The sequence below is a fragment of the Prauserella halophila genome (genome assembly GCF_024171895.1).
In the GTDB taxonomy this organism is placed as follows: domain Bacteria; phylum Actinomycetota; class Actinomycetes; order Mycobacteriales; family Pseudonocardiaceae; genus Prauserella; species Prauserella halophila.
The window spans coordinates 379,053-403,275 of sequence record NZ_JAMTCQ010000012.1 but is presented as its reverse complement, the minus strand read 5'-3'; the positions used below and the strand labels follow the sequence as shown (position 1 = coordinate 403,275).

Here is a 24,223-nt window from a genome sequence, read left to right as displayed (position 1 = left end):
GCCCTGCAACCGGCTTCCCTGCAACCGGGCGCTCTCCAGCCGGGATCCCTGCAGGCCGGGCCGCTCGGCGGACTGCTGGACGCCCTGCCGCTGTCGTATCCGGACGCCGTGGTCGTCGTCGGCACGGCGGTGGTGGGCTTCGTCGCGGGACTCCTCGGGCCGCTGGCCGTGCTCCGTCAGCGCAGCATGTTCGGCGACGCGATGAGCCACGGCACCCTGGCAGGCGTCGCGGTGGCGTTCCTGCTCACCGGTGCCAAGGTGCCGGAGCTGTTGTTGCTGGGAGCGGCGGTCTCGGCGACGCTCGCGGCGTTCGCCATGATCGCGCTGGAACGCACCGGGCGGCTGCGCTCGGACGCGGCGATCGGCGTCGTGCTGTCGGTGTCGCTGACGCTCGGCATCGTGCTGCTGACCGGCATTTCCGACAGCGGCAACGCGCAGCAGTCCGGTCTGGACGAGTACCTGCTCGGCCAGACCGCGGGGATGGTCGAACGCGACATCGTCGTGGCGCTCGCCGGCGCGGGCGTTGCCGTCGTGGTGATCCTGCTGGGGTTCCGGCTGTTGCGGTCGGCGACGTTCGATCCGGGATTCACGGCCGTCGCGGGCGTGCGCACGTGGGTCGTCGACGCCGCGAGCACGGGACTGCTGGCGCTCGCGGTGGTGCTCGGCGTTCGCACCGTCGGCGCGATCCTGATGGTCGCGTTGCTGGTCGCACCGGTCGTCACCGCGCGCCAGCTCACGACCCGGCTTGCGGCACTGCTACCGCTGTCGGCCGTCGTCGGGGCAGCGTGCGGCGCGGTCGGCGGGCTCGTGTCCGGGCGCGCGGAACTGCCGGCCGGTCCGGTGATCGTGTTGCTCGCGACGGCTCTCGCGGTGCTGGCCGTGGTGCTGGCGCCCCGGCGCGGCGTCATCGCGCGCGCCCGTGCGGGCAGGCTGCGGGAGGGGGCCGCCCGATGACGCCCGACGACGTGATGATCATCGTGATCGCCGGGCTGCTGTCGACGTCGTGCGCGCTGCTCGGCGGGCTCCTCGTACTGCGCGGCCAGGCGCTGCTGCCCGACGCCGTCAGCCACGCCGTCCTGCCCGGCATCGTGCTGATCTTCCTGCTCACCGGCGAGCGCGCCTCACTGTGGACGGTCGCCGGTGCGACGGCGTTCGGCGTGCTGTGCGTGCTCGGTTCGGACTGGCTGCGGCGCAGCGGCGTCATCGAATCGGACGCGGCACTGGCGCTGGTGTTCCCTGCGCTGTTCTCGCTGGGCATCCTCGGCATCAGCCGGTTCGCGTCGGGAGCGCACATCGACCTGGACTCGGCGATCTACGGCGACCTGACGTTCGCGCCGCTGCGCACGATGTCGCTGTTCGGGGCCGACCTGCCGCGGTCGCTGGTGATCACCGGCGTGGCCACGGTGGCCGTGGTGCTGCTCGTGGTGGTGCTGTGGCGGCCGCTGCAGGCGGCGACGTTCGACCCGGCGTTCGCCGAGCTGGCGGGGCTGCGCGGGCGGCTGACCGGCCAGGTGCTGCTCGTCGCCGTCGCAGGACTGGCCGTCGTGGCGTTCGACAGTGTCGGCGCGATCCTGGTGATCACGTTCTTCGTGGTGCCCGCCTCGACGGCGCGGCTGCTCACGGTGCGACTCGGGTCGATGCTCGTCGTGGCGGCGGGATGCGGGTGGATCGCGTCGGTCGCCGGACACGGCGTCGCGGTGTCGCTGGACACGTCCATCCCCGGCACGATCGGCCTCACCAGCGGGGTCCTGTTCGCGCTGACCCTGGTGCTGGCCCCGCGCCGCGGCCTGCTGGCCCGCTGGAGGGCCCGCACCTGACCCCCTTCGCGCGTGTCCTGCACCCGTGCACGCGTGTTGCGGATTCCGGGGCCCGTGTTGCGGGTTCCGGAGGCCGTGTTGCGGATTCCGGGGCCCGTGTTGCGGATTCCGGGGCCCGTGTTGCGGATTCCGGAGGCCGTGTTGCGGGTTCCGGAGGCCGTGTTGACGTCGCCATGACCGCGGTGGAGAGTGCCCGTGTGCTGCACCTCGGAACGATCGTCATGGGAGCCTCCGACGTCCGCCGGGCCGTCGCCTTCTGGAGCGCGGCGCTCGACTATGTCCCGCGCGACGGCAAGGTCAACGACGATTTCGTGGTGCTCACGCCGCGCGAAGGTCACGGCCCTGGCATCGCGCTGGATTCGAGTGATTCGCCGGTCCAACAACACCCGCGCGTACACCTCGACCTCTACGCCGCCGACGCCGAGGAACAGACGGCCGAGGTCGAACGACTGGTGTCGCTGGGTGCCTCGCGGGTCGACTGGGACCTCTACCCCGCCGACCCGGACTTCGTGGTGCTCGCCGACACCGAGGGCAACCGCTTCTGCGTGATCGACACCTCGCACGCCGAGTCGTGACCCACGCCGGGTGACCGCGCACCTTCGAAAACGCCCTCGCACCGGCGCCGACGACGACCGTAGGCTGCGCGAATGCCGAGTGATCAACTGCTGCTCACGGTGCTGGGCTCCGCCACGCCGTACGCCACGGTCGACAACCCGTGCTCGGGCTACCTCGTCACGAGCGGCGACACCCGTGTCTGGATCGACGCGGGCAGCGGAACCCTCGCCGAGCTGCAGCGGCACACGCGAGTGGACGAGCTCGACGCGATCTGGATCTCGCACCTGCACGCCGACCACAGCGCCGACCTGCTCACGGCCTACTACGCGCTGCTGTTCGCCGACATCGACCTCGCCGCGCCGATCCCGCTGTACGGCCCGCCCGGCACCGCCGACCGGCTGGCCCACTTCCTCACCAACGGCCCCGGCCGCAGCCCCGTCGAAGCCGCGTTCGCGGTCCACGAGCTGTACGACGGTCACCGGGCCGAGGTCGGCGCGTTGACGATCACCAGCCGGGCGGTCCGCCACGACATGCCTGCGTTCGCCGCGCGCGTCGAGGGCTCCGGAACGTCGTTGACCTACTCCGGCGACACGGCCCCGTGCACCGCGCTCACGGACCTGGCGGTCGATACGGACGTCCTGCTGTGCGAGGCCGAAAGCGACCGGGCACCGGCCGACGGGCAGGTGCACCACACGCCGGAGAACGCCGCCGACACGGCCCGGGCCGCGGGCGCCCGCCGGCTGATCGTCACGCACGTCGGCCGCTTCCTGACTCCGGCGGACGCGACGTCCCGCGCCGGTGCGCTGCTGGGCAGGGACGTCGAGTACGCGGCGCCGGGCGAAACCTTCACGCTCTGACGACGTGCGACAACGGTGGCAAACAACACGGCCGCCGTTGTCCGACCTCGAGGTGTGCACGAGTGCAGAACACACGCGGGCAGGCAGTCGCGCGGCAGCGCGGCGTTGGGGGCGGTGGCCGGGCAACGGGCGGGCGCAGAACACGCGTGGCTACTTGCGGATCTCCAGGGTGCAGCACTTCGGGCCGCCGCCTGCCTTGCGCAGCTCCGAGATGTCGACGAACCGCACCTCGTAGCCCCGCGCCGTGAGCTGCTCGGCCAGGCCGGTCGCCTCCGTGGGCAGGACGACGTGGCGGCCGTCCGAGATTCCGTTGAGCCCGAAGCATTCCGCGTCGGCCTTCGTGGCGACGACCGCGTGTGGGAACAGCCGCCGCAGCACGCGCCGTGACCCCTCCGAGAACGCCTCCGGGTAGTAGGCGATCTGCGCCCGAGTCCCGCCGTCGCCGACCCCGGCGACAGCACCGCGGTCTCCCCCGGAACCCGCAACACGCTCCCTGGAATCCGCAACACGGGCCCCGGAACCCGCAACACGGCGTCCGGAACCCGCAACACGGGCCCCGGAACCTGCAACACGGCGTCCGGAACCTGCAACACCGGCGTCGGCACCCGCGTCGGCACCCGCGTCGTGGCCGGCGGCCGATCCTGCACCGTCGGACTCGCCCGACAGCACGAACAGCGCCGTGTCCAGGTGGTAGTAGCGCTCGTCGATCAGCTGCAGCGACACGATCGGCACGCCGAGCGCCTCCTGCGCCTCGGCATGGGCGCCGGGGTCGGTGCGAAAGCCGGTACCCGCGAGCAGCAGCCCGCCGGTCCAGACGAAATCGCCCTCGGCCTCGTTGATCTGCCGCGGCATGGTGACGTCGCGGAAGCCGTTCTCGACGAACCAGCGCCGGAAGTGTTCGGCCTCGGCGGCGCGCTCCGGTGCGCGGAACCGCGACCCGAGCACGCGCCCGTCGACGACGGTCCCCGAGTTGGCGGCGAACACCATGTCGGGAAGCCCCGGCTGCGGCGGCACCTCGTCGACCGTGTGGCCCAGCTCGCGGTAGGTGTCGCGCAGCGTCGTCCACTGCCGCATGGCCAGCTCGACGTCGACGGGCCGATCCGGGTCCATCCACGGGTTGATCGAGTACTCCACGGCGAAGTGCCGCGGCGGGCACATCAGGTAGTGGCGGGGAGTCGGGACACGTACGGGCAGCGCGAGATCGCCTGTCATGCTTCGAATGTAGAACCGCCTGGTCACGCAAACAATCGACGAGGATTGCGAACCAGTGTGCTAATCATTGCGTATGAACACGTTGGACCAGCGGATCGTTTCCCGACTCGTCGCGAACGCGCGGTCGAGTTACGCCGAGATCGGCAAGGAGGTCGGACTGTCGGCGCCCGCCGTGAAACGCCGCGTCGACCGGCTGCTCGAGGACGGCGTGCTGCGAGGCTTCACCGCGGTGGTCGATCCGGAAGCTCTCGGCTGGGGCACGGAGGCGTTCGTCGAGGTGCACTGCCAGGGCAACGTCTCCCCCGGCCGCATCCGCTCCCACCTGGAACCGCTGCCCGAGGTGGTCGCCGCCTACACGGTGTCGGGCGCGGCCGACGCGATCGTGCATCTGCGCGCATCCGACATCCATCACCTCGAATCGGCGCTCGAACGTCTCCGCGGCCTGGAGATCATCGACCGCACCGTGTCGACCGTCGTGCTGTCGACCCTGCTGGAGCGTTCCCCGGACCCGGGCGAATGACCGTCCGGGCACGGGCTCGATGAGCTCGCCGTCGTCTCAGTTGATGGAATCAGGGGACTGTTACTCCCGCGTCATAGGTAAGGCAGATCACACAGGTCCGCTCGCCCTGAAAACAACAAGTAATCTCGAAGTATTGCGCGCTGGGCGCGCCAATCGTCAGAGAGGGATTTCCTGGCCCATGAGCACGAGTGCGAACGGCAGCGCAACGGCCGGCATCGAGGCGCTGTCGGCGTCCCGACCGACAGAGGTCAACCGGCTCGAGCGCGTCGTGATCCGGTTCGCCGGCGACTCCGGCGACGGTATGCAGCTGACCGGTGACCGGTTCACGTCGGAAGCCGCCGCCTTCGGCAACGACCTCGCGACGTTGCCGAACTTCCCGGCGGAGATCCGCGCACCGCAGGGCACGATTCCCGGGGTCTCGAGCTTCCAGGTGCATTTCGCCGACTACGACATCCTCACCCCCGGTGACCGCCCGGACGTGCTCGTCGCGATGAACCCGGCGGCGCTGAAGGCGAACATCGACGACGTGCCCCAGGGCGGCACGGTGATCGTCAACACCGACGAGTTCGGCAAGCGCAACCTGGCCAAGGTCGACTACGAGTCGAACCCGCTCGAGGACGACTCGCTGTCGGCGTTCGAGGTCCACGAGGTCGCCATGTCGACCCTGACGCAGGGGGCGCTGGCCGACACCGGCCTCGGCAAGAAGGACGCCGAGCGCTGCAAGAACATGTTTGCCCTGGGGCTGCTGTCGTGGATGTATCACCGGCCGACCGAGGGCACCGAGGCGTACCTGCGCGAGAAGTTCGCCAAGAAGCCCGACGTCGCCGAGGCGAACGTGCTGGCCTTCCGCGCGGGCTGGTACTACGGCGAGACGACCGAGGCGTTCGGCACGACGTTCGAGATCGCCCCCGCGAAGCTCCCGCCCGGCACGTACCGCCAGATCACGGGCAACACGGCCCTGGCCTACGGCATCGTCGCGTCCGGTCAGCAGGCGAAGCTGCCGGTGCTGCTGGGCACCTACCCGATCACACCCGCCTCGGACGTGCTGCACGAGCTGTCGAAGCACAAGAACTTCGGGATCACGTCGTTCCAGGCCGAGGACGAGATCGCGGGCATCGGCGCGGCACTCGGCGCCGCCTACGGCGGTGCACTGGGCGTCACGTCGACGTCCGGCCCGGGTATCGCGCTGAAGGCCGAGACGGTCGGGCTGGGAGTGATGACCGAGCTGCCGCTGGTGGTGATCGACGTGCAGCGCGGCGGCCCGTCGACCGGTCTGCCGACCAAGACCGAGCAGGCCGACCTGCTGCAGGCCTACTTCGGCCGCAACGGTGAATCCCCCGTGCCGATCGTCGCGCCGGCCACGCCCGCCGACTGTTTCGACATCGCGATCGAGGCCACGCGGATCGCACTGAAGTACCGCACGCCGGTGCTGCTGCTCTCGGACGGGGCGGTCGCCAACGGCTCCGAGCCGTGGCTGATCCCCGACGCGAGCACACTGCCCGACCTGTCGGTCGAGTTCGCCACCGAGCCCAACGCCCCGGACGAGTCCGGTGAGCACTGGCCCTACCAGCGGGACCCGGAAACCCTCGCCCGCGAATGGGCGCTGCCCGGCACGGCGGGGCTGCAGCACCGCATCGGTGGCCTGGAGAAGGCCGAGGGCAAGGGCAACATCTCCTACGACCCCGACAACCACGACAAGATGGTGCGGCTGCGCCAAGCCAAGGTCGACGGCGTCGACGTGCCCGACGTCGAGGTCGACGACCCCAACGGCAACGCGCGGGTGCTGGTGCTCGGCTGGGGCTCGACGTACGGCCCGATCGGTGCCGCGGCACGCCGGGTGCGGGCCAAGGGCATGCCGATCGCCCAGGCGCATTTGCGTCACCTCAACCCGCTGCCTGCCAACCTCGGCGAGGTACTCGACGCCTACGACCACGTGATCGTGCCCGAGATGAACCTCGGCCAGCTGTCGCTGTTGCTGCGCGCCAAGTACCTCACCGACATCCAGTCCTACAACAAGGTCGCCGGACTGCCCTTCAAGGCCGAAGAGCTCGAAGGCGTGTTCACCGACACCATCCGGGAGGTCGGCACGGCATGACCGACCACGGAAGCACCGCCGACGCACTCTTCACCGCGGAGGCGGCCATCAACACCGCCGACGCACTCGTTCCCGCGGCGGCGGCAACCGGCACCGACGACGCACTCGTTCCCGCGGAGGCGGCAGCATGACAGCGACTGATCTGGGCCTGCCCAGCATCGGCGGTCTCGACCTGGTTCCCACGACCGACGAGCCGCAGAAGGCCAAGGAGTACAAGTCCGACCAGGAAGTGCGCTGGTGCCCCGGGTGCGGTGACTACATCGTGCTCAACACCATCCAGTCGTTCCTGCCGACGCTGGGTCTCAAGCGCGAGAACATCGTGTTCGTCTCGGGTATCGGCTGCTCCAGCCGGTTCCCGTACTACATGAACACCTACGGCATGCACTCGATCCACGGCCGTGCGCCGTCGATCGCGACCGGCCTGGCCACGACCCGGCCCGATCTGTCGGTGTGGGTCGTCACCGGTGACGGCGATGCGCTGTCCATCGGCGGCAACCACCTGATCCACGCGCTGCGCCGTAACGTCAACCTGAAGATCCTGTTGTTCAACAACCGGATCTACGGTCTGACGAAGGGTCAGTATTCGCCGACGTCCGAGCCCGGCATGGTCACCAAGTCGACCCCGATGGGCTCGGTGGACACGCCGTTCAATCCGGTCTCGCTCGCGCTCGGTGCCGAGGCGTCGTTCGTGGGCCGCGCGCTGGACTCCGACAAGAAGGGCCTCACGGAGGTCCTCGGCGCCGCCGCCCAGCACCGCGGCAGTGCGGTCGTGGAGATCTACCAGAACTGCCCGATCTTCAACGACGGTGCGTTCGACATGCTCAAGGACAAGGACGAAGCGGCGCAGCGGCTCATCCCGCTGACCCCGGGCGAGCCGATCCGGTTCGGTGCCGAGAACGAGTTCGGCGTCACCACGACCGGTTACGGGGGCCTCGACGTCGGCAAGGTCGCCGACATCGGCGAGGACAACCTCGTCGTGCACGACCCGTCGATCGAGGACACGGCCTACGGGTTCGCGCTGTCCCGGCTCGGCGACCAGCACCTCAGTCACATCCCGACGGGGATCTTCCGCCAGGTCGCCCGTGAGACCTATGACGACCAGGCTCGTGCCCAGGTGCAGCAGGCGCAGGAAGCCAAGCCCGCCGATCTGCAGTCCCTGCTCACCGGCAAGGACACCTGGACGGTCGAGTAGAGCCGATCACGTCGACGAAGGGGCCCGCCGGATGCGTTTCCGGCGGGCCCCTTCGTCGTCCGGGTGCCGAAGGCCCCGGGCCGCCCGGGGCGGTGGTCAGGCTGGCGAGCGGGTGTCGGCGGACGCCCCGAAGGGAACTTTTGGGGCGTCCAACGCCCCGAAGGTGCCCTTGGGGGCATTCGTGCGGTCGTCAGGCGAGGGGGCGGAAGCCGACGCGTTCGGCGTCGGCCGGGCTGCGGAACCAGACTTCGGCGACCATGCGCGGGTACTGCGGTGCGGCGTCGGTGACGTACCGCAGCGCCGTGACGCTCGCCTTCACCGTGAACTCGGGTGACGGGCTGCCACCGCCCGGCAGCGGCATCGCCGACCCCGGACCGAACGGTCCCGCCTTCGGCGCTTCGGCGTCCGCCTGGTCCGCACCCGCCTGGTCGGCGCTCCTGTCCGCACCCGCCTGGCCCGCACCCGCCTGGCCGGGATCCGCCGCCTGATCGGCCGTGTCCTGCCCGGACACGGCCTCGTCCCTGATGGGAACCTGCCCGGCCGGGGTGACGAACTTCGTCAACTGCTGGGAGCCCGACGGCACCTGCCCGGCCTGGTCCCCCGCGCTCCCCGAGTCGGCGGCGGGCTCGGCAGCGGGCTGCGACGACGCCGCGTCACCCGGCGCCGCCGGTTCGAACAGCGAACCGCTCTGCGCCGCCGCATCGGGCTCGCGGCGCGTGATCGCCCGCATCGAAGGCTGGACGGGTTTCGGCGCGTCGAACCCGCCCGGTGGCCGCTGCCGCGGCGTGCGCTTCGGCAGGATGTTCGTCGATTCCACGGGGTCTTCGTCGGGACCGGTGTCCGGCCCGCCGAACGCGTATGCAGGCGGATCCGCCGGCACCTCACCCGAACCGTTCGACGCCGGATCGCCGCCTCCGAAGGCGTTGCCCGCACCGGCGTCGTCGGCAACCGGCTGCCCAGCGGCGACGTCGTCCTCGCCCTCGTCCTCGCCCTCGTCGTCGACCGGGGTCGGCTCGAACAGGCTTCCGGGTCGTTCTGACCGGTCCGTCGCCTCGTCACCGGCGGCGTCCGGCTCACCCGACGCGGTGTCGAGCTCGCCCGCCTCCACCGGGTCGGCGGCGGCGGTGTTCACTCCGCCGGCCCGTCCCGACGGGTCGAGGTCGCCGCCCTCACCGACGGCGCCGACGGGGAGCTCGGTCGTCGCCTCGAACGATGTGACAGGACGGAACGGAGCGCCGGGATTCAGTGCGGAACCCGTGGCATTCGGCCGACCGGCGTCGTCCGGCTCGGCTGAGTGGGCCCCAGCGGCCTCGTCCGGTGTGTCCGCTTCGGCCGCCTCGGCCGCCTCGGGCCGGGAATCCGGCCCGATCAGCTGCGTCGACTCGGCATCGGCCGAATCCGCGGCCGGCACGCTGCGCATCTCGTCCGGGTCGAGCACCGACGAGACGGGGGCGTCCTCGCCGGCACCCGGGGCGGCGGCCACGTACTGCGTCCGCTCGTCGTCGGCACCGGCGTCGTGAGCACCGGCGTCGTGAGCACCGACGTCGTAAGCACCGGCGTCGTAGTCAGCCGCGGCGTAGGCAGCAGGCTCGTACCCCGCCGGCTCGTAGGCAGCCGCGGCGTAGTCGACCGCGGCGTAGTCGGCCGCGGCGCCATGGGGCTCGTCGCCGGCCCGGTCGTATCCGGCGTCCTCCCGGTCGTAGCGGGCGTCGTAGCCGCCCCGGTAGTCGGCGCCGTCGTCACCGCCGCCGTCGTACTCGGGGCTGTCGTAGCGGGTCGCGTCGAAACCGGCGTCGTCGGGGGAACCCCGCTCGGCCGCGTGGTCGAGAGCCGCAGCCGCGTACCCGGCGTCGGAGCCGTAACCGGAGTCGTAACCGGGCTCGTGACCGTAACCGGGCTCGTCACCCGAGCCGGAATCGTAGTCACCGGAACCGGTGTCGTAGGCGTCACGGTCACCGGGGATCTCGAGGTCGTCCGGCCGGTCCGCGAGGTGGAAGTCGTCGGCCGGGTCCTCATAGCCATCGCCCGCGTACTCACCGGCGAGGCTGTCGCGCTCGAGCCAGGAGGTCTCGGGCTCCGGCCCGTCGGACGCGCCGACCTCCGAGCCGTACCCGTACCCACCTGTCCCGGCCAGGGCTTCGTCGGCATCGCTGAACGGGTCGGCACGCTCCGTCCGGCCCTGCGCTGTACCAGCCGCACCGAGGGCGGGCTCGGAGATCCGGCGGAGGTCGGCCTCGCGGGCCACGAGTCTCTCCTCGAGGCTCCGGATTTGCCTGCGTGCGGGCCGAACCAGGAAAACCCAGGCCAGGAAGGCGCCCAGCGCGAAAGCGATCGCGCTGAACACCCAGACCTGCCCGAAAATGGACATTGGTGCGGTGTCCTCCCTCAGTGGGTACGTGCGACGAGGTAATCGGCGACCGATTCGCAGGCATCCCGCGCCGGAGTCGGCGGCAACGACGCCAGCTCCGTCCTCGCGCGCTGAGCGTAGCCTGAAAGAGTGGCGCGTGCGTGTTCCAGGCCACGCGACGAACGCAACAATGTCAACGCCTCGGCAACCTCCGCATCACCGGAGATCGGGCCGCTGAGCAGCTCGGCGAGCCTCGGGTCGGGCCGGTCCTCGGCGAGTTCGTACAGCATCGGCAAGGTCTTCACACCCTCTCGCAGGTCCGTGCCCTGCGCTTTCCCCGATTCCTTCGACGGCGAATCGATGTCGATGATGTCGTCCGAGATCTGGAACGCCGTGCCGATGATGTCGCCGAACCGGCGCAGCGACTCGACGTGCTCGTCCGCCGAGCCCGACAGCATGCCGCCGAACCGCCCCGACGTGGCGATCAGCGACCCCGTCTTCTGCCCGATCACCGTGAGGTGGTGCTCGATCGGGTCCTCGCCCTCGCCGGGGCCGACCGTTTCCCGCATCTGCCCCGTGACCAGCTCGCCGAACGTCTCGGCGATGATGCGCGCCGCATCGGTGCCGAGGTCGGCGACCAGCCGCGAGGCGTGCGCGAACAGGAAGTCGCCGGTCAGGATCGCAACCGTGTTGTCCCAGCGTGAGTTGACGCTCTCCGCACCGCGGCGCATCGTCGCCTCGTCCATGACGTCGTCGTGATACAGCGTCGCCAGGTGGACCAGTTCCACGGCCGCGGCCGCGGTCACCACTCCCTCACGCGCGTCCTCACCCGTGGCGCCGAACTGCCCCGCCAGCAGGGTGAACAGGGGACGAAAACGTTTGCCCCCGGCTTCGACCAGGTGCCGGGCGGCCTCGTTGACCGCGGCGACGTCACTGCGGACGACCTCGCGCAGCAGGTTCTCCACCGCGCCCAGGCCGCCCGCGAGATCCGTCAGCAGCGCTTCGTCGTCGATCTGCAGCCCGACCGAGGCGCGCAGTTCTTCGATGGCGCCGTCACGCACTGACACTGCTCGCTCCGCCCTCTCGGCACTGGGTTGCACGGCCGGTCCCGACCCGGGCGGCAGGCGCCCGGTCAAAACCGGCCCCAGCCTACTGGCAAGTCTTCACAGCGCGATCACGCATTCGCCCTGCTCAGACGTGACCGTCGACACCACCGGCGCCGACGGCCGCCCCGGCTGCCGGTGCCGGCGGCCTGCCGTCTGGTACCGGCGGCACCCGGCAGACATCGCGGAGCAGGCTTCGCCGTCACCCGCCGAGCGCGAAACCGCCCGCACCCGCCCAGTCCAGAGCGAACGCAGGCAGGATGCCCAGCAGCAGCGTGACGATCACGCCCAGCGCGATCGACGCCGTGGTGAACGCCCCGGGCACGCTGACCGTCGGCCCGTCGGGCGCGGGTTCGGAGAAGTACATGAGCACGACGACCCGCAGGTAGAAGAAGGCCGCCACGGCACTGAAGACGAGCGCGATCACCACCAGCGGAGCCATGCCGTCGGACAGCGCCGCGGAGAACACCACGAACTTGCCGATGAATCCACTGGTCAACGGGATGCCGGCCAGCGCGAGCAGCAGGAACGTGAACACGCCGGCCAGCAGGGGCGACCGCTTCGCCAGGCCCGCCCACGCCGACAGGTGCGTCGCCTCGCCCGAGGAGTCCCGCACCAGCGAGATCACACCGAACGTGGCGAGCGTGGTGAACCCGTAGGCGAGCAGGTAGAACAACGTGCCCGACAGGCCCTCGTCGGTCAGCGCCATCGTGCCGATGAGCAGGAATCCGGCGTGCGCGATCGAGGAGTAGGCGATCATCCGCTTGAGGTCGGTCTGCGTCAGGCCCAGTACCGCGCCGATGGCCATCGAGATGATCGCGACGGCCCACATCACGCCGCGCCACTCCCAGCTGGTGGCTTCGAATGCCACGGTCAGCACGCGCAGGATCCCGCCGAACGCCGCGACCTTCGTGCACGCAGCCATGAACGCCGTCACCGGCGTCGGCGCGCCCTGGTAGACGTCGGGCGTCCACGTGTGGAACGGCCCGACCGAGCCCTTGAACAGCAGGCCGACCATCAACAGGCCGAAGCCGGCGAACAGCAGCGTGTCGGACCGGTCGGTGCCGGCGGAGGCGGTCGCGATGTCGGCGAGCCGCACCGAACCGGCGTAGCCGTACAGCATCGCGAGGCCGTACAGGAAGAACGCACTGGCGAACGCGCCGAGCAGGAAGTACTTGACCGCCGCCTCCTGCGACAGCAGCCGCCGCCTGCGGGCCAGCCCGCACATCAGGTACAGCGGAAGGCTCAGCACCTCGAGGGCGATGAACATCGTCAGCAGGTCGTTGGCGGCGGTGAACGCCATCATGCCGCCGAGTGCGAACAGCGCGAGCGGGAACACCTCGGTCTGCATCCCGGTGGACTGCACCTGCGCACGGTCCTGCACCGTGCCGGGTGCGATACCGGCCTGCGCGACGAACGAACCGCCCGGCTCGACGGACCGATCGGCGATCATCAGCACCGCAGCGACGCTCAGTGCCAGCAGCGTTCCCCACAGAAACAGCGCGGGCGTGTCGATCGACAGCGTCCCCGCCATCGTCAGTACGCCGTGGGAGGGCCGTCCGCTCACGTACGCGCCGAGCGCGATACCCGCGGCGGCGATCGAGCCGAGCGTCAGCACGACCTGTCCGGACCAGCGCTGGTGCTTCGGCACGAACGCCTCGACCAGCACTCCGACGCACGCGGCGCCGAACACGATCACCATGGGCAGGATCGCGCCCCAGTCGATCCCGGGAGCGTCGACGGGTTGCAGTTGCTGCGCGAGAAACGGATTCACGATGGCCGGTTACCTTTCCTGCACCGCGGTGATGGTCTGTTCGACCGACGGGTTGACGGTGTCCAGCACGGGTTTCGGGTAGAAGCCGAGCCCGATGATCAGCACCACGAGTGGCGCCAGTGCCGCGATCTCCCGTCCGCCCAGGTCGCGGATCGTCTTGCGGGCGCCCGCCTCCGGGGCCGCCGCGGTGCCCGGTCCGGGCGCCGCGGCGAGCATCGCGTCGCCGCGCACGGGCCCGGTCATGATCCGCTGGTACAGCCACAGGATGTAGGCCGCGGCCAGCACCATGCCGACGGTGGCGATCACCGCGTACGCGGGCCGGGTGTCGAACGCCCCCAGCAGCACGAGGAATTCGCTGATGAACGAGTTCGTGCCGGGCAGCGACAACGCCGACAGGCCCGCGATCAGCAGCATCGCCGCCAGGACCGGCGTCACCTTGGCCATCCCGCCGTAGGCGTCGATCCGGGTGTCGCCGCCGCGGCCCGCGACGATGCCGAGCACGAGGATCAGCATGCCCGTGGCGAGGCTGTGGTTGAGCATGTACGTCGCCGAGCCGGCCACGGCCTGCTGGGTGAAGGCGAAGATGCCGAGCGCGATGAATCCGAAGTGGGCGATCGACACGTACGCCACGAAGCGCCGCATGTCGGTCTGCCCGGCGGCGAGCATCGACCCGTAGATCACGCCGACGACGGCGAGCACGAGCACGAACGGGGCGAGTTCGGCGCTCGCGTCCGGTGTCATCGGCAGGCTGTAGCGCAGGAAGCCGAACGTGCCGACCTTGTCGAGCACGCCGACGAGCAGCACCGTCACGCCCACCGGCGCCTGGCTGGCCGCGTCGGGCAGCCAGGTGTGGAACGGCACCAGCGGCGCCTTGATCGCGAAGGCGAGGAAGAAGCCGAGGAACAGCCAGATCTGGGTCTCCAGCGGCGCCTCGCTGACGACTCCCGCCAGCGTGGCCCAGTCGAACGTGCCCTCGCCGAGTTCGTCGGCGGCCAGCGAGTAGGCGCCGATCGCCGACGCCAGCATGATCAACCCGCCGAGGAACGAGTAGAGGAAGAACTTCACGGCCGCGTACTGCCGCCTCGGCCCGCCGTAGCCGCCGATGAGGAAGTACATCGGGATGAGCATGATCTCGAACAGCACGTAGAACAGGAACACGTCCGTCGCCGCGAACACGGCGATCGTCAGCGACTGCTGCAGCAGGATCAGCGACAGCAGACCGCCGATGTCCTTGTCCTCCGGCAGTTTGTCCGTCGAGCGCAGCAGGGCGAACACCACCGGCACGAGCAGTGCGATCACGGCGATCATCAGCAGCGCGATGCCGTCGATACCGAAGGAGATGTGCACACCGAACGCGGGAATCCACTCCAGTGAGGACACCTGCTGGAGCCGTTCCCCGCCCGGGTCGTAGCTCAGCCACAGCGGCAGGATCAGCACGAGTTCCACAATGGACACCGCGAAGGCGGTCATCGTGGCCAGCCGGTCGTTGCGGCGCAGGAAGGCCACGGCCACCGCACCGAGCAGTGGCAGCAGGATCAGTGCGAGCAGCCAGGTCATCCGAACCTCACCAACAACAGTGCGCCGACGATCAGGAACGATCCGCCGAGCATCGACAGTGCGTACGAGCGGACGAAACCGGTCTGCATCCGGCGCAGCCGTCCGGAGCCGCCGCCGAACGCGGCGGCGAGCCCGTTGACGGCGCCGTCGACGCCCCGGTTGTCGAGGAACACCGCGGACCGCGTGAGCCACATGCCCGGCGTCGCGACGAGTGCCTCGTTGAGCGCGTTGCCGTACAGGTCCTTCCGCGCCGCGCGCACCGGCCACGACACCCGCTCGGGCCGCTCCACCGACGTGTCCCGGCGGCCGAACAGCGCCCACGCACCGAACACGCCGAGCGCCGACACGAGAACCGTCAACCACGGGATCAGCGCGTGCGGCAGTACACCGTGGTCGCTCACCTGCAGCGCCCCGACCGACGGGCTGAGGAACTCGGCGAGCGTGTCCCCGCCGATCAGCAAGCCGCCCGCGGCGACCGACCCGATCGACAGCACGATCATCGGCGCGGTCATCGACCGGGGCGATTCGTGGGGGTGGAACTCGCGGCCGTCCGCGGATGTCGCCCCACGCCAGCGCTCCTTGCCGAAGAACGTCAGCAGCATCAGGCGGGTCATGTAGAAGCCCGTGATGCCCGCGGCCAGCAGAGCCGATCCGCCGAGCACCCAGCCGCGCCAGCCCTCCTGGCCGAACGCCGCCTCGATGATGGCGTCCTTGGTGAAGTAGCCCGACAGGAACGGGAACCCGATGATCGCCAGGTAGCCGAGACCGAACGTGACGGCGGTGATCGGCAGCTTCTTCGCCAGCCCGCCGAACTTGCGCATGTCGACCTCGTCGTTCATGGCGTGCATGACCGACCCGGCGCCGAGGAACAGCCCGGCCTTGAAGAAGCCGTGCGTGAGCAGGTGCGCGATGGCGAGCGCGTAACCGAACGGGCCGAGCCCGACGGCGAGCATCATGTAGCCGATCTGACTCACGGTGGAGTAGGCCAGCACCTTCTTGATGTCGTCGTAGGCGCAGCCGATGATCGACCCGAGCAGCAACGTGAACGCGCCGACGAGCGCGACCACCAGCCTGCCGTCCTCGGTCAGGTTGTAGATCGGCGCGCCGCGTGCGATCAGGTAGACGCCCGCGGTGACCATCGTCGCGGCGTGGATCAGGGCCGACACCGGCGTCGGGCCTTCCATCGCGTCCGGCAGCCACGCCTGCAGCGGGAACTGGCCCGACTTACCGCAGGCACCCAGCAACAGCAGCAGCGCGATCGCCGTGACCACGCCCGGCGAGACGTCCCCGATGCCGGCGAACACCGCGTCGTAGCTGGTGCTGCCGATGTGCTTGAACATCAGGAAGATCGCGATGGCGAGCCCGACGTCGCCGACGCGGTTCATCAGGAACGCCTTCTTCGCCGCGGTCGCCGCGGCGGGGCGATCCGTGTACCAGCCGATCAGCAGGTACGACGCGAGGCCGACGCCCTCCCAGCCGAGGTACAGCATCACGAAGCTGTTGCCCAGCACCAGGATCAGCATCGACGCGACGAACAGGTTCAGATAGGCGAAGAAGCGCCTGCGATCCCGGTCGTCGGACATGTAGCCGATCGAGTAGACGTGGATCAGCGCGCCGACGCCCGTGATCAGCAGCACGAACGTCATCGACAGCGGGTCGATCCGCAGTCCGAAGTCGACTTGCAGCGCCTCGACCGGGATCCACGACCAGAGCGTCGTGTCCGCCGCCTGGCTCAGCGATTCCGACGCGAACAACGCCAGCGCGTACACGAAGGACGCCGCGACGGTCGCACAGCCGAGCAGGTGGCCCCACGAGTTCGTGCGCTTGCCACCGACCAGCAGCACGAGCGCACCGAGCGCCGGGAACGCGACCAGCAGCCACGATGATGCGATCACAACTATTTCCCTTCGGGGCCCACGTTGGCAGGGTGACCACCCGGACGCGTCCCGGTGGATGAGCTACAAGGCAGGCGGCCGCGACTCGTATTCGGATACTCGAGCGGTCGCCAACGCAGTAGATCGCCGCCTGGGCGCGTCCCACCCGAGCACATACGCAGGTCTCCTACCTTCTTCTCTCGCCCTAGGCCTGTTCAGTACTTCAGCAGGTTGGTGTCGTCGATGGAGGCGGAGCGGCGGGTGCGGAAGATGGCCATGATGATGGCCAGTCCGACCACGACCTCCGCTGCGGCCACGACCATCACGAAGAACGCCATGACCTGTCCGTCGATGTCGGCGTTGATGCGCGCGAACGTGACGAGCGAGAGGTTCACGGCGTTGAGCATCAGCTCGATGCACATGAACACGACGATCGCGTTGCGCCGCACCAGCACACCGACCGCGCCGATGCTGAACAGCAGCGCCGACAGCAGCAGGTAGTACGTCGGGGTCATGCCTTGTCCTCCGTGGCCGTCACCGCGTCCTCCGTGCCCTTCGCCGCATCGTCGGCAGCGGCGTCGCCGTCGCCGGCATCGTCACCGTCGCCGGAGCCGTCGCGCGGTTCGCCGCCGACGAGCGCGTGTGTGTCCGGTCCCGTCTCGCGGCTCGCGAGCTGCTTGCGGTGAGCCTGCAACTGCGCCGTCGGGGTCGACTCGATGAGGTCGGACAGCGATTCCGGCGCGATCGATCCGTCGGGCAGCAGCGCGGGGGTCGCCACGGAGTTGGACGTCGCATACACGCCGGGCCCGGGCTTGGGCGAGGGGCGTTCGTACTCGCCGCGGAACCGCGCCTCGACGAGGTCGCGCTGGCTGCGCCTGCCCTGCTTCGAATGCCGGTCGGTGAATGCGAGAACCATCGCGCCCACCGCAGCGGTGATCAGCAGTGCCGACGTGAGCTCGAAGGGGAACAGGTAGTCCTGGAAGATCACGCGGGCCAGACCACCGGCACCGCCGCCCTCGGGGGTCCACGGGTTCATCGCGGGTGCGGCCGGCACCTCGGTCAGCGCACGGGTGAGCGCACCCGCGAGCACGCCCGCGATGCCGATACCGAGCACCGCCGCCACGAGCCGCTGTCCACGCAGGACTTCCAGCACCGAGTCCGAGGACTCCCTGCCGACCATCATCAGCACGAACAGGAACAGCATCATGATCGCGCCGGTGTAGACGATGATCTGCGTGAATCCCAGGAACGGCGCCTGCTGGAGCATGTAGAGCATCCCCAGCGACAGCATCGTCATCACGAGCCACAGGGCCGAGTGCACCGCGTTGCGCGCGAAGATCATGCAGAGCGCGCCCGCCACCGCGACCGGGCCGAGTATCCAGAACGCGACGGCCTCACCGGTGGACACCATCGCGTCGGTCCCGGCCTGAGCCAGCACCAGCGGCGTCCCCGCGGTCATCGGACCGCCTCCTCGGTGTCGGTCTCCACGGTCTCCTGTTCCGGCACACCGCGACCGCGGGCGAGGGCGGGACCGCCCACGTAGTAGTCCTGCTCGTTGTCACCGAGGCGCATCGGGTGCGGCGGCTGCTCCATGCCGGGCAGCAGCGGTGCGAGCAGATCCTCCTTGGTCCAGATGAGGTCCTGCCGGTTGTCGTCGGCGAGCTCGTAGAAGTTGATCATCGTGAGAGACCGCGTGGGGCACGCCTCGACGCACAGTCCGCAGCCGATGCAGCGCAGGTAGTTGATCTGGTAGTCGGCGCCGTAGCGTTCACCGGGCGAGTACCGCTCCTCCTCGGTGTTGTCACCGCCCTCGACGAAGATCGCGTCCGCAGGGCACGCCCACGCGCACAGCTCACAGCCGACACACTTCTCGAGCCCGTCGGGATGGCGGTTCAGCTGGTGCCTGCCGTGGTACCGCGGCGCGGCGGGAGCGCCGATCTCCGGGTACTCCTCCGTGGCCACCTTCTTGAACATCATCCCGAAGGTGACGCCGAATCCCTTGACCGGATCAAAGATCCCCATGGGACTCTCCTTCCTTCGAGCCTCCGCCGGGCGCACCCGGCGAGCCCGCCGTCGACGAAGTCAACTCCGTCTGCTGCTTCTCCTCGGACCTGCGCTTCGCGTCGAGAGCCTTCCTGCGCGGCGTGGTCTCCGGGACCTTCAGATCCAGCGGGGGCACCGGATGCCCGCCACCGGTGGTCGTCACGACTCCCTCGTCGTCGGGGATCTCCTTTTCCGGGATGAGCAGCATCAGCAGCACGACCACGACGATCGCCACGCCGCCGATGATCAGGATCTGGCCGGTGGAGACGTCGCTGGCGTTGCGCAGCGCGCGGACGGTGGCGATCAGCAGCAGCCACACCAGCGCGGCCGGCACGAGCACCTTCCAGCCGAGCTTCATGAACTGGTCGTAGCGGAACCGCGGGAGCGTGCCGCGCAGCCAGATGAAGCCGAACAGGATCACGCACATCTTCGCCAGGAACCACAGGGCGGGCCACCAGCCCTGGTTGATCGCGGCGTCGGCCCCGGCCAGCGGGAACATGCCGCCGCCGAGGAACAACGTCGTCGCGAACGCCGAGACGATCACCATGTTGGAGTACTCGGCGAGGAAGAACATCGCGAACTTCATCGAGCTGTACTCGGTGTGGAACCCGCCGACGAGCTCGGATTCTGCCTCCGGCAGGTCGAACGGGGCCCGGTTGGTCTCGCCGACCATCGAGATCATGTAGATGACGAAGCTCGGCAACAGCAAGTAGAAGTACCAGCCGCCCTCGGCCTGGGCCGCGACGATGCCGCTGGTGGCCATCGACTGCGAGTACAGCACCACGCCGATGATCGACAGGCCCATCGCGATCTCGTACGAGATGACCTGCGCCGCCGACCGCAGCCCGCCGAGCAGCGGGTACGGCGAACCGGAGGCCCAGCCGCCGAGCACGATCCCGTACACGCCGATCGAGGCGCCGGCCAGCACGAGCAGCACGCTCACGGGCAGTTCGATCAGCTGCAGCACGGTGCGTTCACCGAAGATCGTCACCTCGCCGCCGAACGGGATCGCGGCGAGGCCGATCAGCGCGGGAACCACCGCGAGCACGGGCGCGAGGAAGTAGATCTTCCGGTCGGCCGTGTCGGGGATGACCTGTTCCTTGAACGGCAGTTTCACCGCGTCGGCGAGGGACTGCAGCATGCCGAACGGCCCCACCCGGTTCGGGCCGGTCCGGTTCTGCATGCGGCCGACGGTCTTGCGCTCACCGACGATGAGCACGACCGTGAAGATCGGGCCGATCAGCATGACCACGACGGCTTTGAGCAGGATCAGCCACAACGGGTCGTCGGCGAGCAGTTCCGCCCGGTTGATCGGCTCGGTGGCCGCCTGCGCGAGAAACGGGGTCATCACCGGTCACCCCCGGCGATGTCGACGACCGCGCCGTGCCCGGCACCGAGTGTGGCGCGGAGTTTCGCATCCGGCGCGTTCCCCGGCAGCCAGACGACACCGTCGGGCATGTCGGTGATCTCGACGGGCAACGTCACCGATCCGCGGCCGGTCGACACCGTCACGTGGTCGCCGAGCCCGTCGGCGGTCGCCCGCGACATGCGGGCGACGACACGTCGCGCGGTGCCGGCCAGCGCGGGTTCGTCGATCTGCAGCGACCCGTCGTCGACGAGCTGCCGCCACGTGGCCAGCAGCGCCTGCCCCGACCCCGGCGTCGGCGGAGCAGTTGGTGCCCCCAAGGGCACCTTCGGGGCGTTGAGCGCCCCCAAGGTGCCCTTTGGGGCGCTCAACGCCCCAGATGTTCCCTTCGCGGCGCCTGTTCCCTTCGGGGCGCCGAGTCGGTCGAGGTCGCCGAGTGCGGCGTCGGGTGTCTGGGTGAACAGGTCGGTGTCCATCTCGACGCCGAGCGTGTCGAGCACCCGGCAGTCGGTCAGCGCACCGGTGCCGTCGAGCGTCACGGTGAACGGCCTGCGGCGGCCCTCCCAGTTGACGAACGTGCCGCCCTTCTCGTCGACCGGAGCGATCGGCAGCACCACGTCGGCGTACGGCGTGACCGTGCTCGGCAGCAGCTCCAGCGACACGACGAACTCGGCCGCGTCGAACGCCTTGCGGGCCAGGGCCGGGTCGGGCAGGTCGTCGAGGTCGACGCCGCCGACGAGCAGTCCGCCCAGGTCGCGGGTGACGATCGCGTTCAGCATGCCCGTCACGTCGCGTCCCGGCTCCGCGGGCAGCGTCCCGGCCTCGAGGCCCCAGTGGCGTTCCACCTCGGCGCGGGCGTCGGCGTCGGCGACGGGCCGTCCGCCCGGCAACAGCGTCGGCAGTGTCCCGGCCTCGACGGCGCCGCGTTCACCCGCCCTGCGCGGGATCCACGCGAGGCGAGCACCGGTGCGTTCGGCCAGGTGGTGCAGCGCCGTCGGCAGGCCCGGCACCTCGGCGGCGCGTTCGCCGACCAGCACGACCGCCCCGTCGGCGCGCAGCGCCTCGTCGAGGTCGGGTGCGTGCTCGGCGATGCCCTCGACCGCATCCGCCTCGCCGCCGGGCGGGCACGCGAGCAGTTCGCCGAACGTCTTGTCCACCGCGGGCGACGCCCACTGTCCGATGTGGACCACCTTGACGTCACCCGCGCGGGCGCCCTTGCGCAACCGCAGGAAGACGGCGGGCGACTCCTCCTCCGGTTCGAACGCGACACACAGCGCGACCGGCGCGGCCTCCAGGTCGGCGAACGTCACACCGCCGCCGGCCGGACCACCGTCACTCACGACCCGGGAGGCGAGGAAGTCCAGCTCCTCGTCCGAATGCGCCCGTGCGCGGTGATCGACGTCGTGCGTGCGCAGCGCCATGCGCGCGAACTTGCCGTAGGAGTAGGCGTCCTCGAGCGTCACGCGGCCACCGGGAAGCACCCCGGCACCCTTGCCGTCACGCGCCTTCACCAGCCCGTCGGCAGCCGCCCGGAGCGCCTCCGTCCACGAGACCTCTTCCAGTTCGCCCGTCTCGGCGCTGCGCACCAACGGCCTGCGGATGCGCTGCTCGGCCGCCGCGTACCGGAAGGCGAACCTGCCCTTGTCGCAGATCCACTCCTCGTTGACGTCCGGGTCCTCGCCCGCGAGCTTGCGCATCACCTTGCCGCGGCGGAAGTCCGTCCGCTCGGCACAGCCGGACGAGCAGTGCTCGCACACACTCGGCGTCGAGACCAGGTCGAACGGACGCGAGCGGAACCGGTACTGGGAGCTGGTCAGCGCGCCGACCGGGCAGATCTGGATGGTGTTGCCCGAGAAGTACGACTGGAACGGCTGGCCGCTCGAGGTGTGCGACGCGGCGTCGAGCACATCCGCCGTCTCCGCGGTGCCGATCTGCTGGTGGGAACCGCGTTCGAGTAGCTCGATGAACGGATCACCCGCGATCTGGTCGGAGAACCGGGTGCACCGCTGGCACAGCACGCAACGCTCCCGGTCGAGCAGCACCTGCGACGAGATCGGCAACGGCTTCGGGAACGTGCGCTTCTTGTCGACGAAGCGCGAATCGGTCCGGCCGTGGGCCATCGCCTGGTTCTGCAGCGGGCATTCCCCGCCCTTGTCGCAGATCGGGCAGTCCAGCGGGTGGTTGATGAGCAGCAGCTCCATCACACCCTGCTGCGCCTTGTCGGCGACCTCCGACGTCACCTGCGTCTTGACGACCATGCCGTCGGCGACCGTCATCGTGCACGAGGCCTGCGGCTTCGGCATCGCACGGCCGTTCATCTCCACCTCGACCAGGCACTGGCGGCACGCGCCGGCCGGGTCGAGCAGTGGATGGTCGCAGAACCGCGGGATCACCGTGCCGAGTCGCTCGGCGGTGCGGATCAGCAGCTCGCCCTTCGGCGCGACGACCTCCTCGCCGTCGACGGTGAGCTTGACGTACCCCTCCGGTACGTCCACATCGGAGAACTCCGGTGCCACGGTCATGCCTGTGCTCCAACCGGTTGCGCGGCCTGGGAATCACTGCCCTGCGACACGGGGTCCCGGGACTCGGCCGCCCCGTCCCCCTGCGCGGGCCTGTTCGACTCGCACAGCGCGAGGAACTCGTCACGGAAGTACTTGATACCGCTCTGGATCGGGCTCACCGCCGCGTCGCCGAGCGCGCAGAACGAACGGCCGCCGATGTTGTCGCAGACGTCGAGCAGCGTGTCGATGTCCTGCTCACTGCCCCGGCCGTCGACCATGCGCTCCAGCACCTGCGCCAGCCAGAACGTGCCCTCGCGGCACGGCGTGCACTTGCCGCAGGACTCGTGCTCGTAGAACTGCGTCCACTTCATCGCGGCCCACGGCACCGACACGGTCTCGTTGAACACCTGCACCGCCGTCGTGCCCAGCATCGACCCGGCCTCCGCGGCGCCTTCGAAATCCAGCGGCACATCCAGGTGGTCGGCGGTGAACAGCGGCGTCGACGAACCACCCGGCGTCCAGAACTTCAGCGGAATGCCGTCTTTCATCCCGCCGCACAGTTCGAGCAGCTCCCGCAGCGTCGTGCCCAGCGGAGCCTCGTACTGACCGGGACGCTCGACGTGACCGGAGATCGAGTAGATCTTCGGGCCGGGCGACTTCTCGCTGCCCATCGCGCGGAACCACTCGGAACCACCGTTGATCACCGACGGCACCGTCGCGATCGTCTCGACGTTGTTGACCGTCGTCGGCGCCGCGTACAGCCCCGACGCGGCCGGGAACGGCGGCTTGAGCCGCGGCTGACCGCGACGGCCCTCGAGGGAGTCGAGCAGCGCCGTCTCCTCACCGCAGATGTACGCGCCCGCACCCGCATGCACCGTGATCTCCAGGTCGAATCCCGAGCCGAGAATGTCGTGACCCAGGTAGCCCGCCTGTTTCGCCTCGCGCACCGCCGCGTACAGCCTGCGCATCGGGTGCAGCGCCTCACCGCGGATGTAGATGAAGCAATGGTGCGAACGCATCGCGTACGCCGCGATGATGCAGCCTTCGAGGAGCGCGTGCGGATCCGCCATCATCAGCGGAATGTCCTTGCACGTGCCCGGTTCGCCCTCGTCGGCGTTGATCACCAGGTAGTGCGGCTTGTCGTCACCGGTCGGCATGAAGCCCCACTTCACGCCCGCCGGGAAACCCGCACCGCCGCGACCGCGCAGGCCAGCATCCTTCACCAGCTGGATGACCTGCTCCGGCGAGGCGCTCAGCGCCTTCCGCACCGCCGTGTAGCCCTCGAGCTTCTCGTACGTCTCCAACCGCCACGACTGCGGCGACAACCACCGCCTCGTGAGCACCGGCGTCAACGGAGCGTTCTCCGGGGTACTCATTTCGCCTCCACCCGTGTCCTGCGGGACACCCGCA

The 24,223-nt window shown here is 69.8% G+C and carries 19 protein-coding genes and 1 pseudogene; 8 read left to right on the top strand and 12 right to left on the bottom strand.

The window, feature by feature from the left end:
• The first annotated feature begins 72 nt into the window (after positions 1-72).
• The 4 genes from LY41_RS19075 to LY41_RS19060 all read left to right on the top strand — a co-directional run bounded on the left by LY41_RS19075 (position 73) and on the right by LY41_RS19060 (position 3,229).
• Positions 73-954: a metal ABC transporter permease gene (locus LY41_RS19075; protein ID WP_253865587.1), complete on the top strand. Its 882-nt coding sequence runs from the start codon at positions 73-75 to the stop codon at positions 952-954.
• A complete protein-coding gene (locus LY41_RS19070; protein ID WP_253865471.1) occupies positions 951-1,817 on the top strand; it encodes a metal ABC transporter permease in 867 nt (288 codons plus the stop codon). The genes LY41_RS19075 and LY41_RS19070 overlap by 4 nt, the downstream gene beginning before the upstream one ends.
• Positions 1,818-1,990: 173 nt before the next feature.
• Positions 1,991-2,392, top strand: coding sequence for a VOC family protein (locus LY41_RS19065; RefSeq protein ID WP_253865469.1), 402 nt, complete (start codon positions 1,991-1,993; stop codon positions 2,390-2,392).
• Positions 2,393-2,464: 72 nt separating this feature from the next.
• Positions 2,465-3,229, top strand: coding sequence for an MBL fold metallo-hydrolase (locus tag LY41_RS19060; protein ID WP_253865468.1), 765 nt, complete (start codon positions 2,465-2,467; stop codon positions 3,227-3,229).
• Between the two features lie 150 nt (positions 3,230-3,379).
• On the opposite strand, the gene LY41_RS19055 is transcribed toward LY41_RS19060, so the two are convergent.
• Complete coding sequence (locus tag LY41_RS19055; RefSeq protein ID WP_253865466.1) at positions 3,380-4,441, bottom strand: dimethylarginine dimethylaminohydrolase family protein; 1,062 nt, start codon at positions 4,439-4,441, stop codon at positions 3,380-3,382.
• Positions 4,442-4,514: 73 nt separating this feature from the next.
• On the opposite strand from LY41_RS19055, the gene LY41_RS19050 reads away from it, so the two are divergent.
• The 4 genes from LY41_RS19050 to LY41_RS19040 all read left to right on the top strand — a co-directional run bounded on the left by LY41_RS19050 (position 4,515) and on the right by LY41_RS19040 (position 8,248).
• Positions 4,515-4,961, top strand: a complete 447-nt coding sequence (locus LY41_RS19050; RefSeq protein ID WP_253865464.1) for an Lrp/AsnC family transcriptional regulator — start codon at positions 4,515-4,517, stop codon at positions 4,959-4,961.
• A gap of 178 nt (positions 4,962-5,139) precedes the next feature.
• On the top strand, positions 5,140-7,056 hold the full coding sequence (locus LY41_RS19045) for a 2-oxoacid:acceptor oxidoreductase subunit alpha (RefSeq protein WP_253865463.1): 1,917 nt from the start codon (positions 5,140-5,142) through the stop codon (positions 7,054-7,056).
• A complete protein-coding gene (locus LY41_RS23695; RefSeq protein WP_301297285.1) occupies positions 7,053-7,187 on the top strand; it encodes a hypothetical protein in 135 nt (44 codons plus the stop codon). Before LY41_RS19045 ends, LY41_RS23695 begins: the two co-directional genes overlap by 4 nt.
• Positions 7,184-8,248, top strand: a complete 1,065-nt coding sequence (locus LY41_RS19040; protein ID WP_253865462.1) for a 2-oxoacid:ferredoxin oxidoreductase subunit beta — start codon at positions 7,184-7,186, stop codon at positions 8,246-8,248. Before LY41_RS23695 ends, LY41_RS19040 begins: the two co-directional genes overlap by 4 nt.
• Before the next feature lie 190 nt (positions 8,249-8,438).
• On the opposite strand, the pseudogene LY41_RS24110 reads toward LY41_RS19040, so the two are convergent.
• The 11 genes and pseudogenes from LY41_RS24110 to nuoF form a co-directional block, all read right to left on the bottom strand.
• A pseudogene (locus tag LY41_RS24110) lies at positions 8,439-8,636 on the bottom strand (sunset domain-containing protein); the annotation flags it as partial.
• A gap of 1,997 nt (positions 8,637-10,633) precedes the next feature.
• Entirely contained in the window at positions 10,634-11,662 is a 1,029-nt protein-coding gene (locus tag LY41_RS19030) for a polyprenyl synthetase family protein (RefSeq protein ID WP_253865461.1), read from the bottom strand.
• 238 nt (positions 11,663-11,900) lie between these two features.
• Positions 11,901-13,475, bottom strand: a complete 1,575-nt coding sequence (nuoN, locus tag LY41_RS19025; RefSeq protein WP_253865586.1) for an NADH-quinone oxidoreductase subunit NuoN — start codon at positions 13,473-13,475, stop codon at positions 11,901-11,903.
• Positions 13,476-13,481: 6 nt separating this feature from the next.
• A complete protein-coding gene (locus LY41_RS19020) occupies positions 13,482-15,029 on the bottom strand; it encodes an NADH-quinone oxidoreductase subunit M (RefSeq protein ID WP_253865459.1) in 1,548 nt (515 codons plus the stop codon).
• A complete protein-coding gene (gene nuoL / locus LY41_RS19015) occupies positions 15,026-16,924 on the bottom strand; it encodes an NADH-quinone oxidoreductase subunit L (protein ID WP_253865457.1) in 1,899 nt (632 codons plus the stop codon). The genes LY41_RS19020 and nuoL overlap by 4 nt, the downstream gene beginning before the upstream one ends.
• A gap of 194 nt (positions 16,925-17,118) precedes the next feature.
• Complete coding sequence (gene nuoK, locus LY41_RS19010) at positions 17,119-17,418, bottom strand: NADH-quinone oxidoreductase subunit NuoK (protein ID WP_183779849.1); 300 nt, start codon at positions 17,416-17,418, stop codon at positions 17,119-17,121.
• On the bottom strand, positions 17,415-18,362 hold the full coding sequence (locus LY41_RS19005; RefSeq protein ID WP_253865455.1) for an NADH-quinone oxidoreductase subunit J: 948 nt from the start codon (positions 18,360-18,362) through the stop codon (positions 17,415-17,417). Before LY41_RS19005 ends, nuoK begins: the two co-directional genes overlap by 4 nt.
• The gene (gene nuoI, locus LY41_RS19000; protein WP_253865453.1) at positions 18,359-18,925 is read right to left on the bottom strand and encodes an NADH-quinone oxidoreductase subunit NuoI; all 567 of its coding nucleotides are present in this window, start codon (positions 18,923-18,925) and stop codon (positions 18,359-18,361) included. Before nuoI ends, LY41_RS19005 begins: the two co-directional genes overlap by 4 nt.
• On the bottom strand, positions 18,912-20,294 hold the full coding sequence (gene nuoH, locus LY41_RS18995; protein WP_253865452.1) for an NADH-quinone oxidoreductase subunit NuoH: 1,383 nt from the start codon (positions 20,292-20,294) through the stop codon (positions 18,912-18,914). The genes nuoI and nuoH overlap by 14 nt, the downstream gene beginning before the upstream one ends.
• Positions 20,294-22,834, bottom strand: coding sequence for an NADH-quinone oxidoreductase subunit G (locus tag LY41_RS18990; RefSeq protein WP_253865450.1), 2,541 nt, complete (start codon positions 22,832-22,834; stop codon positions 20,294-20,296). The genes nuoH and LY41_RS18990 overlap by 1 nt, the downstream gene beginning before the upstream one ends.
• Positions 22,831-24,189 (bottom strand): NADH-quinone oxidoreductase subunit NuoF, encoded by a 1,359-nt coding sequence (gene nuoF / locus LY41_RS18985; RefSeq protein ID WP_253865448.1) that lies wholly within the window; start codon positions 24,187-24,189, stop codon positions 22,831-22,833. The genes LY41_RS18990 and nuoF overlap by 4 nt, the downstream gene beginning before the upstream one ends.
• Positions 24,190-24,223: the final 34 nt, after the last annotated feature.

What these genes read in the sequence shown, in the direction of transcription:
- LY41_RS19005 (WP_253865455.1), bottom strand. Translation starts at nt 18,362, where the DNA reads ATGACCGCGGGGACGCCGCTGGTGCTGGCTCAGGCCGGGACCGACGCG.
- LY41_RS19050 (WP_253865464.1), top strand. Translation starts at nt 4,515, where the DNA reads ATGAACACGTTGGACCAGCGGATCGTTTCCCGACTCGTCGCGAACGCG.
- nuoH (WP_253865452.1), bottom strand. Translation starts at nt 20,294, where the DNA reads ATGACCCCGTTTCTCGCGCAGGCGGCCACCGAGCCGATCAACCGGGCG.
- LY41_RS19065 (WP_253865469.1), top strand. Translation starts at nt 1,991, where the DNA reads ATGACCGCGGTGGAGAGTGCCCGTGTGCTGCACCTCGGAACGATCGTC.
- nuoF (WP_253865448.1), bottom strand. Translation starts at nt 24,189, where the DNA reads ATGAGTACCCCGGAGAACGCTCCGTTGACGCCGGTGCTCACGAGGCGG.
- LY41_RS19060 (WP_253865468.1), top strand. Translation starts at nt 2,465, where the DNA reads ATGCCGAGTGATCAACTGCTGCTCACGGTGCTGGGCTCCGCCACGCCG.
- LY41_RS19055 (WP_253865466.1), bottom strand. Translation starts at nt 4,441, where the DNA reads ATGACAGGCGATCTCGCGCTGCCCGTACGTGTCCCGACTCCCCGCCAC.
- LY41_RS23695 (WP_301297285.1), top strand. Translation starts at nt 7,053, where the DNA reads ATGACCGACCACGGAAGCACCGCCGACGCACTCTTCACCGCGGAGGCG.
- LY41_RS19040 (WP_253865462.1), top strand. Translation starts at nt 7,184, where the DNA reads ATGACAGCGACTGATCTGGGCCTGCCCAGCATCGGCGGTCTCGACCTG.
- LY41_RS18990 (WP_253865450.1), bottom strand. Translation starts at nt 22,834, where the DNA reads ATGACCGTGGCACCGGAGTTCTCCGATGTGGACGTACCGGAGGGGTAC.
- nuoK (WP_183779849.1), bottom strand. Translation starts at nt 17,418, where the DNA reads ATGACCCCGACGTACTACCTGCTGCTGTCGGCGCTGCTGTTCAGCATC.
- LY41_RS19020 (WP_253865459.1), bottom strand. Translation starts at nt 15,029, where the DNA reads ATGACCTGGCTGCTCGCACTGATCCTGCTGCCACTGCTCGGTGCGGTG.
- LY41_RS19070 (WP_253865471.1), top strand. Translation starts at nt 951, where the DNA reads ATGACGCCCGACGACGTGATGATCATCGTGATCGCCGGGCTGCTGTCG.
- LY41_RS19045 (WP_253865463.1), top strand. Translation starts at nt 5,140, where the DNA reads ATGAGCACGAGTGCGAACGGCAGCGCAACGGCCGGCATCGAGGCGCTG.
- nuoI (WP_253865453.1), bottom strand. Translation starts at nt 18,925, where the DNA reads ATGGGGATCTTTGATCCGGTCAAGGGATTCGGCGTCACCTTCGGGATG.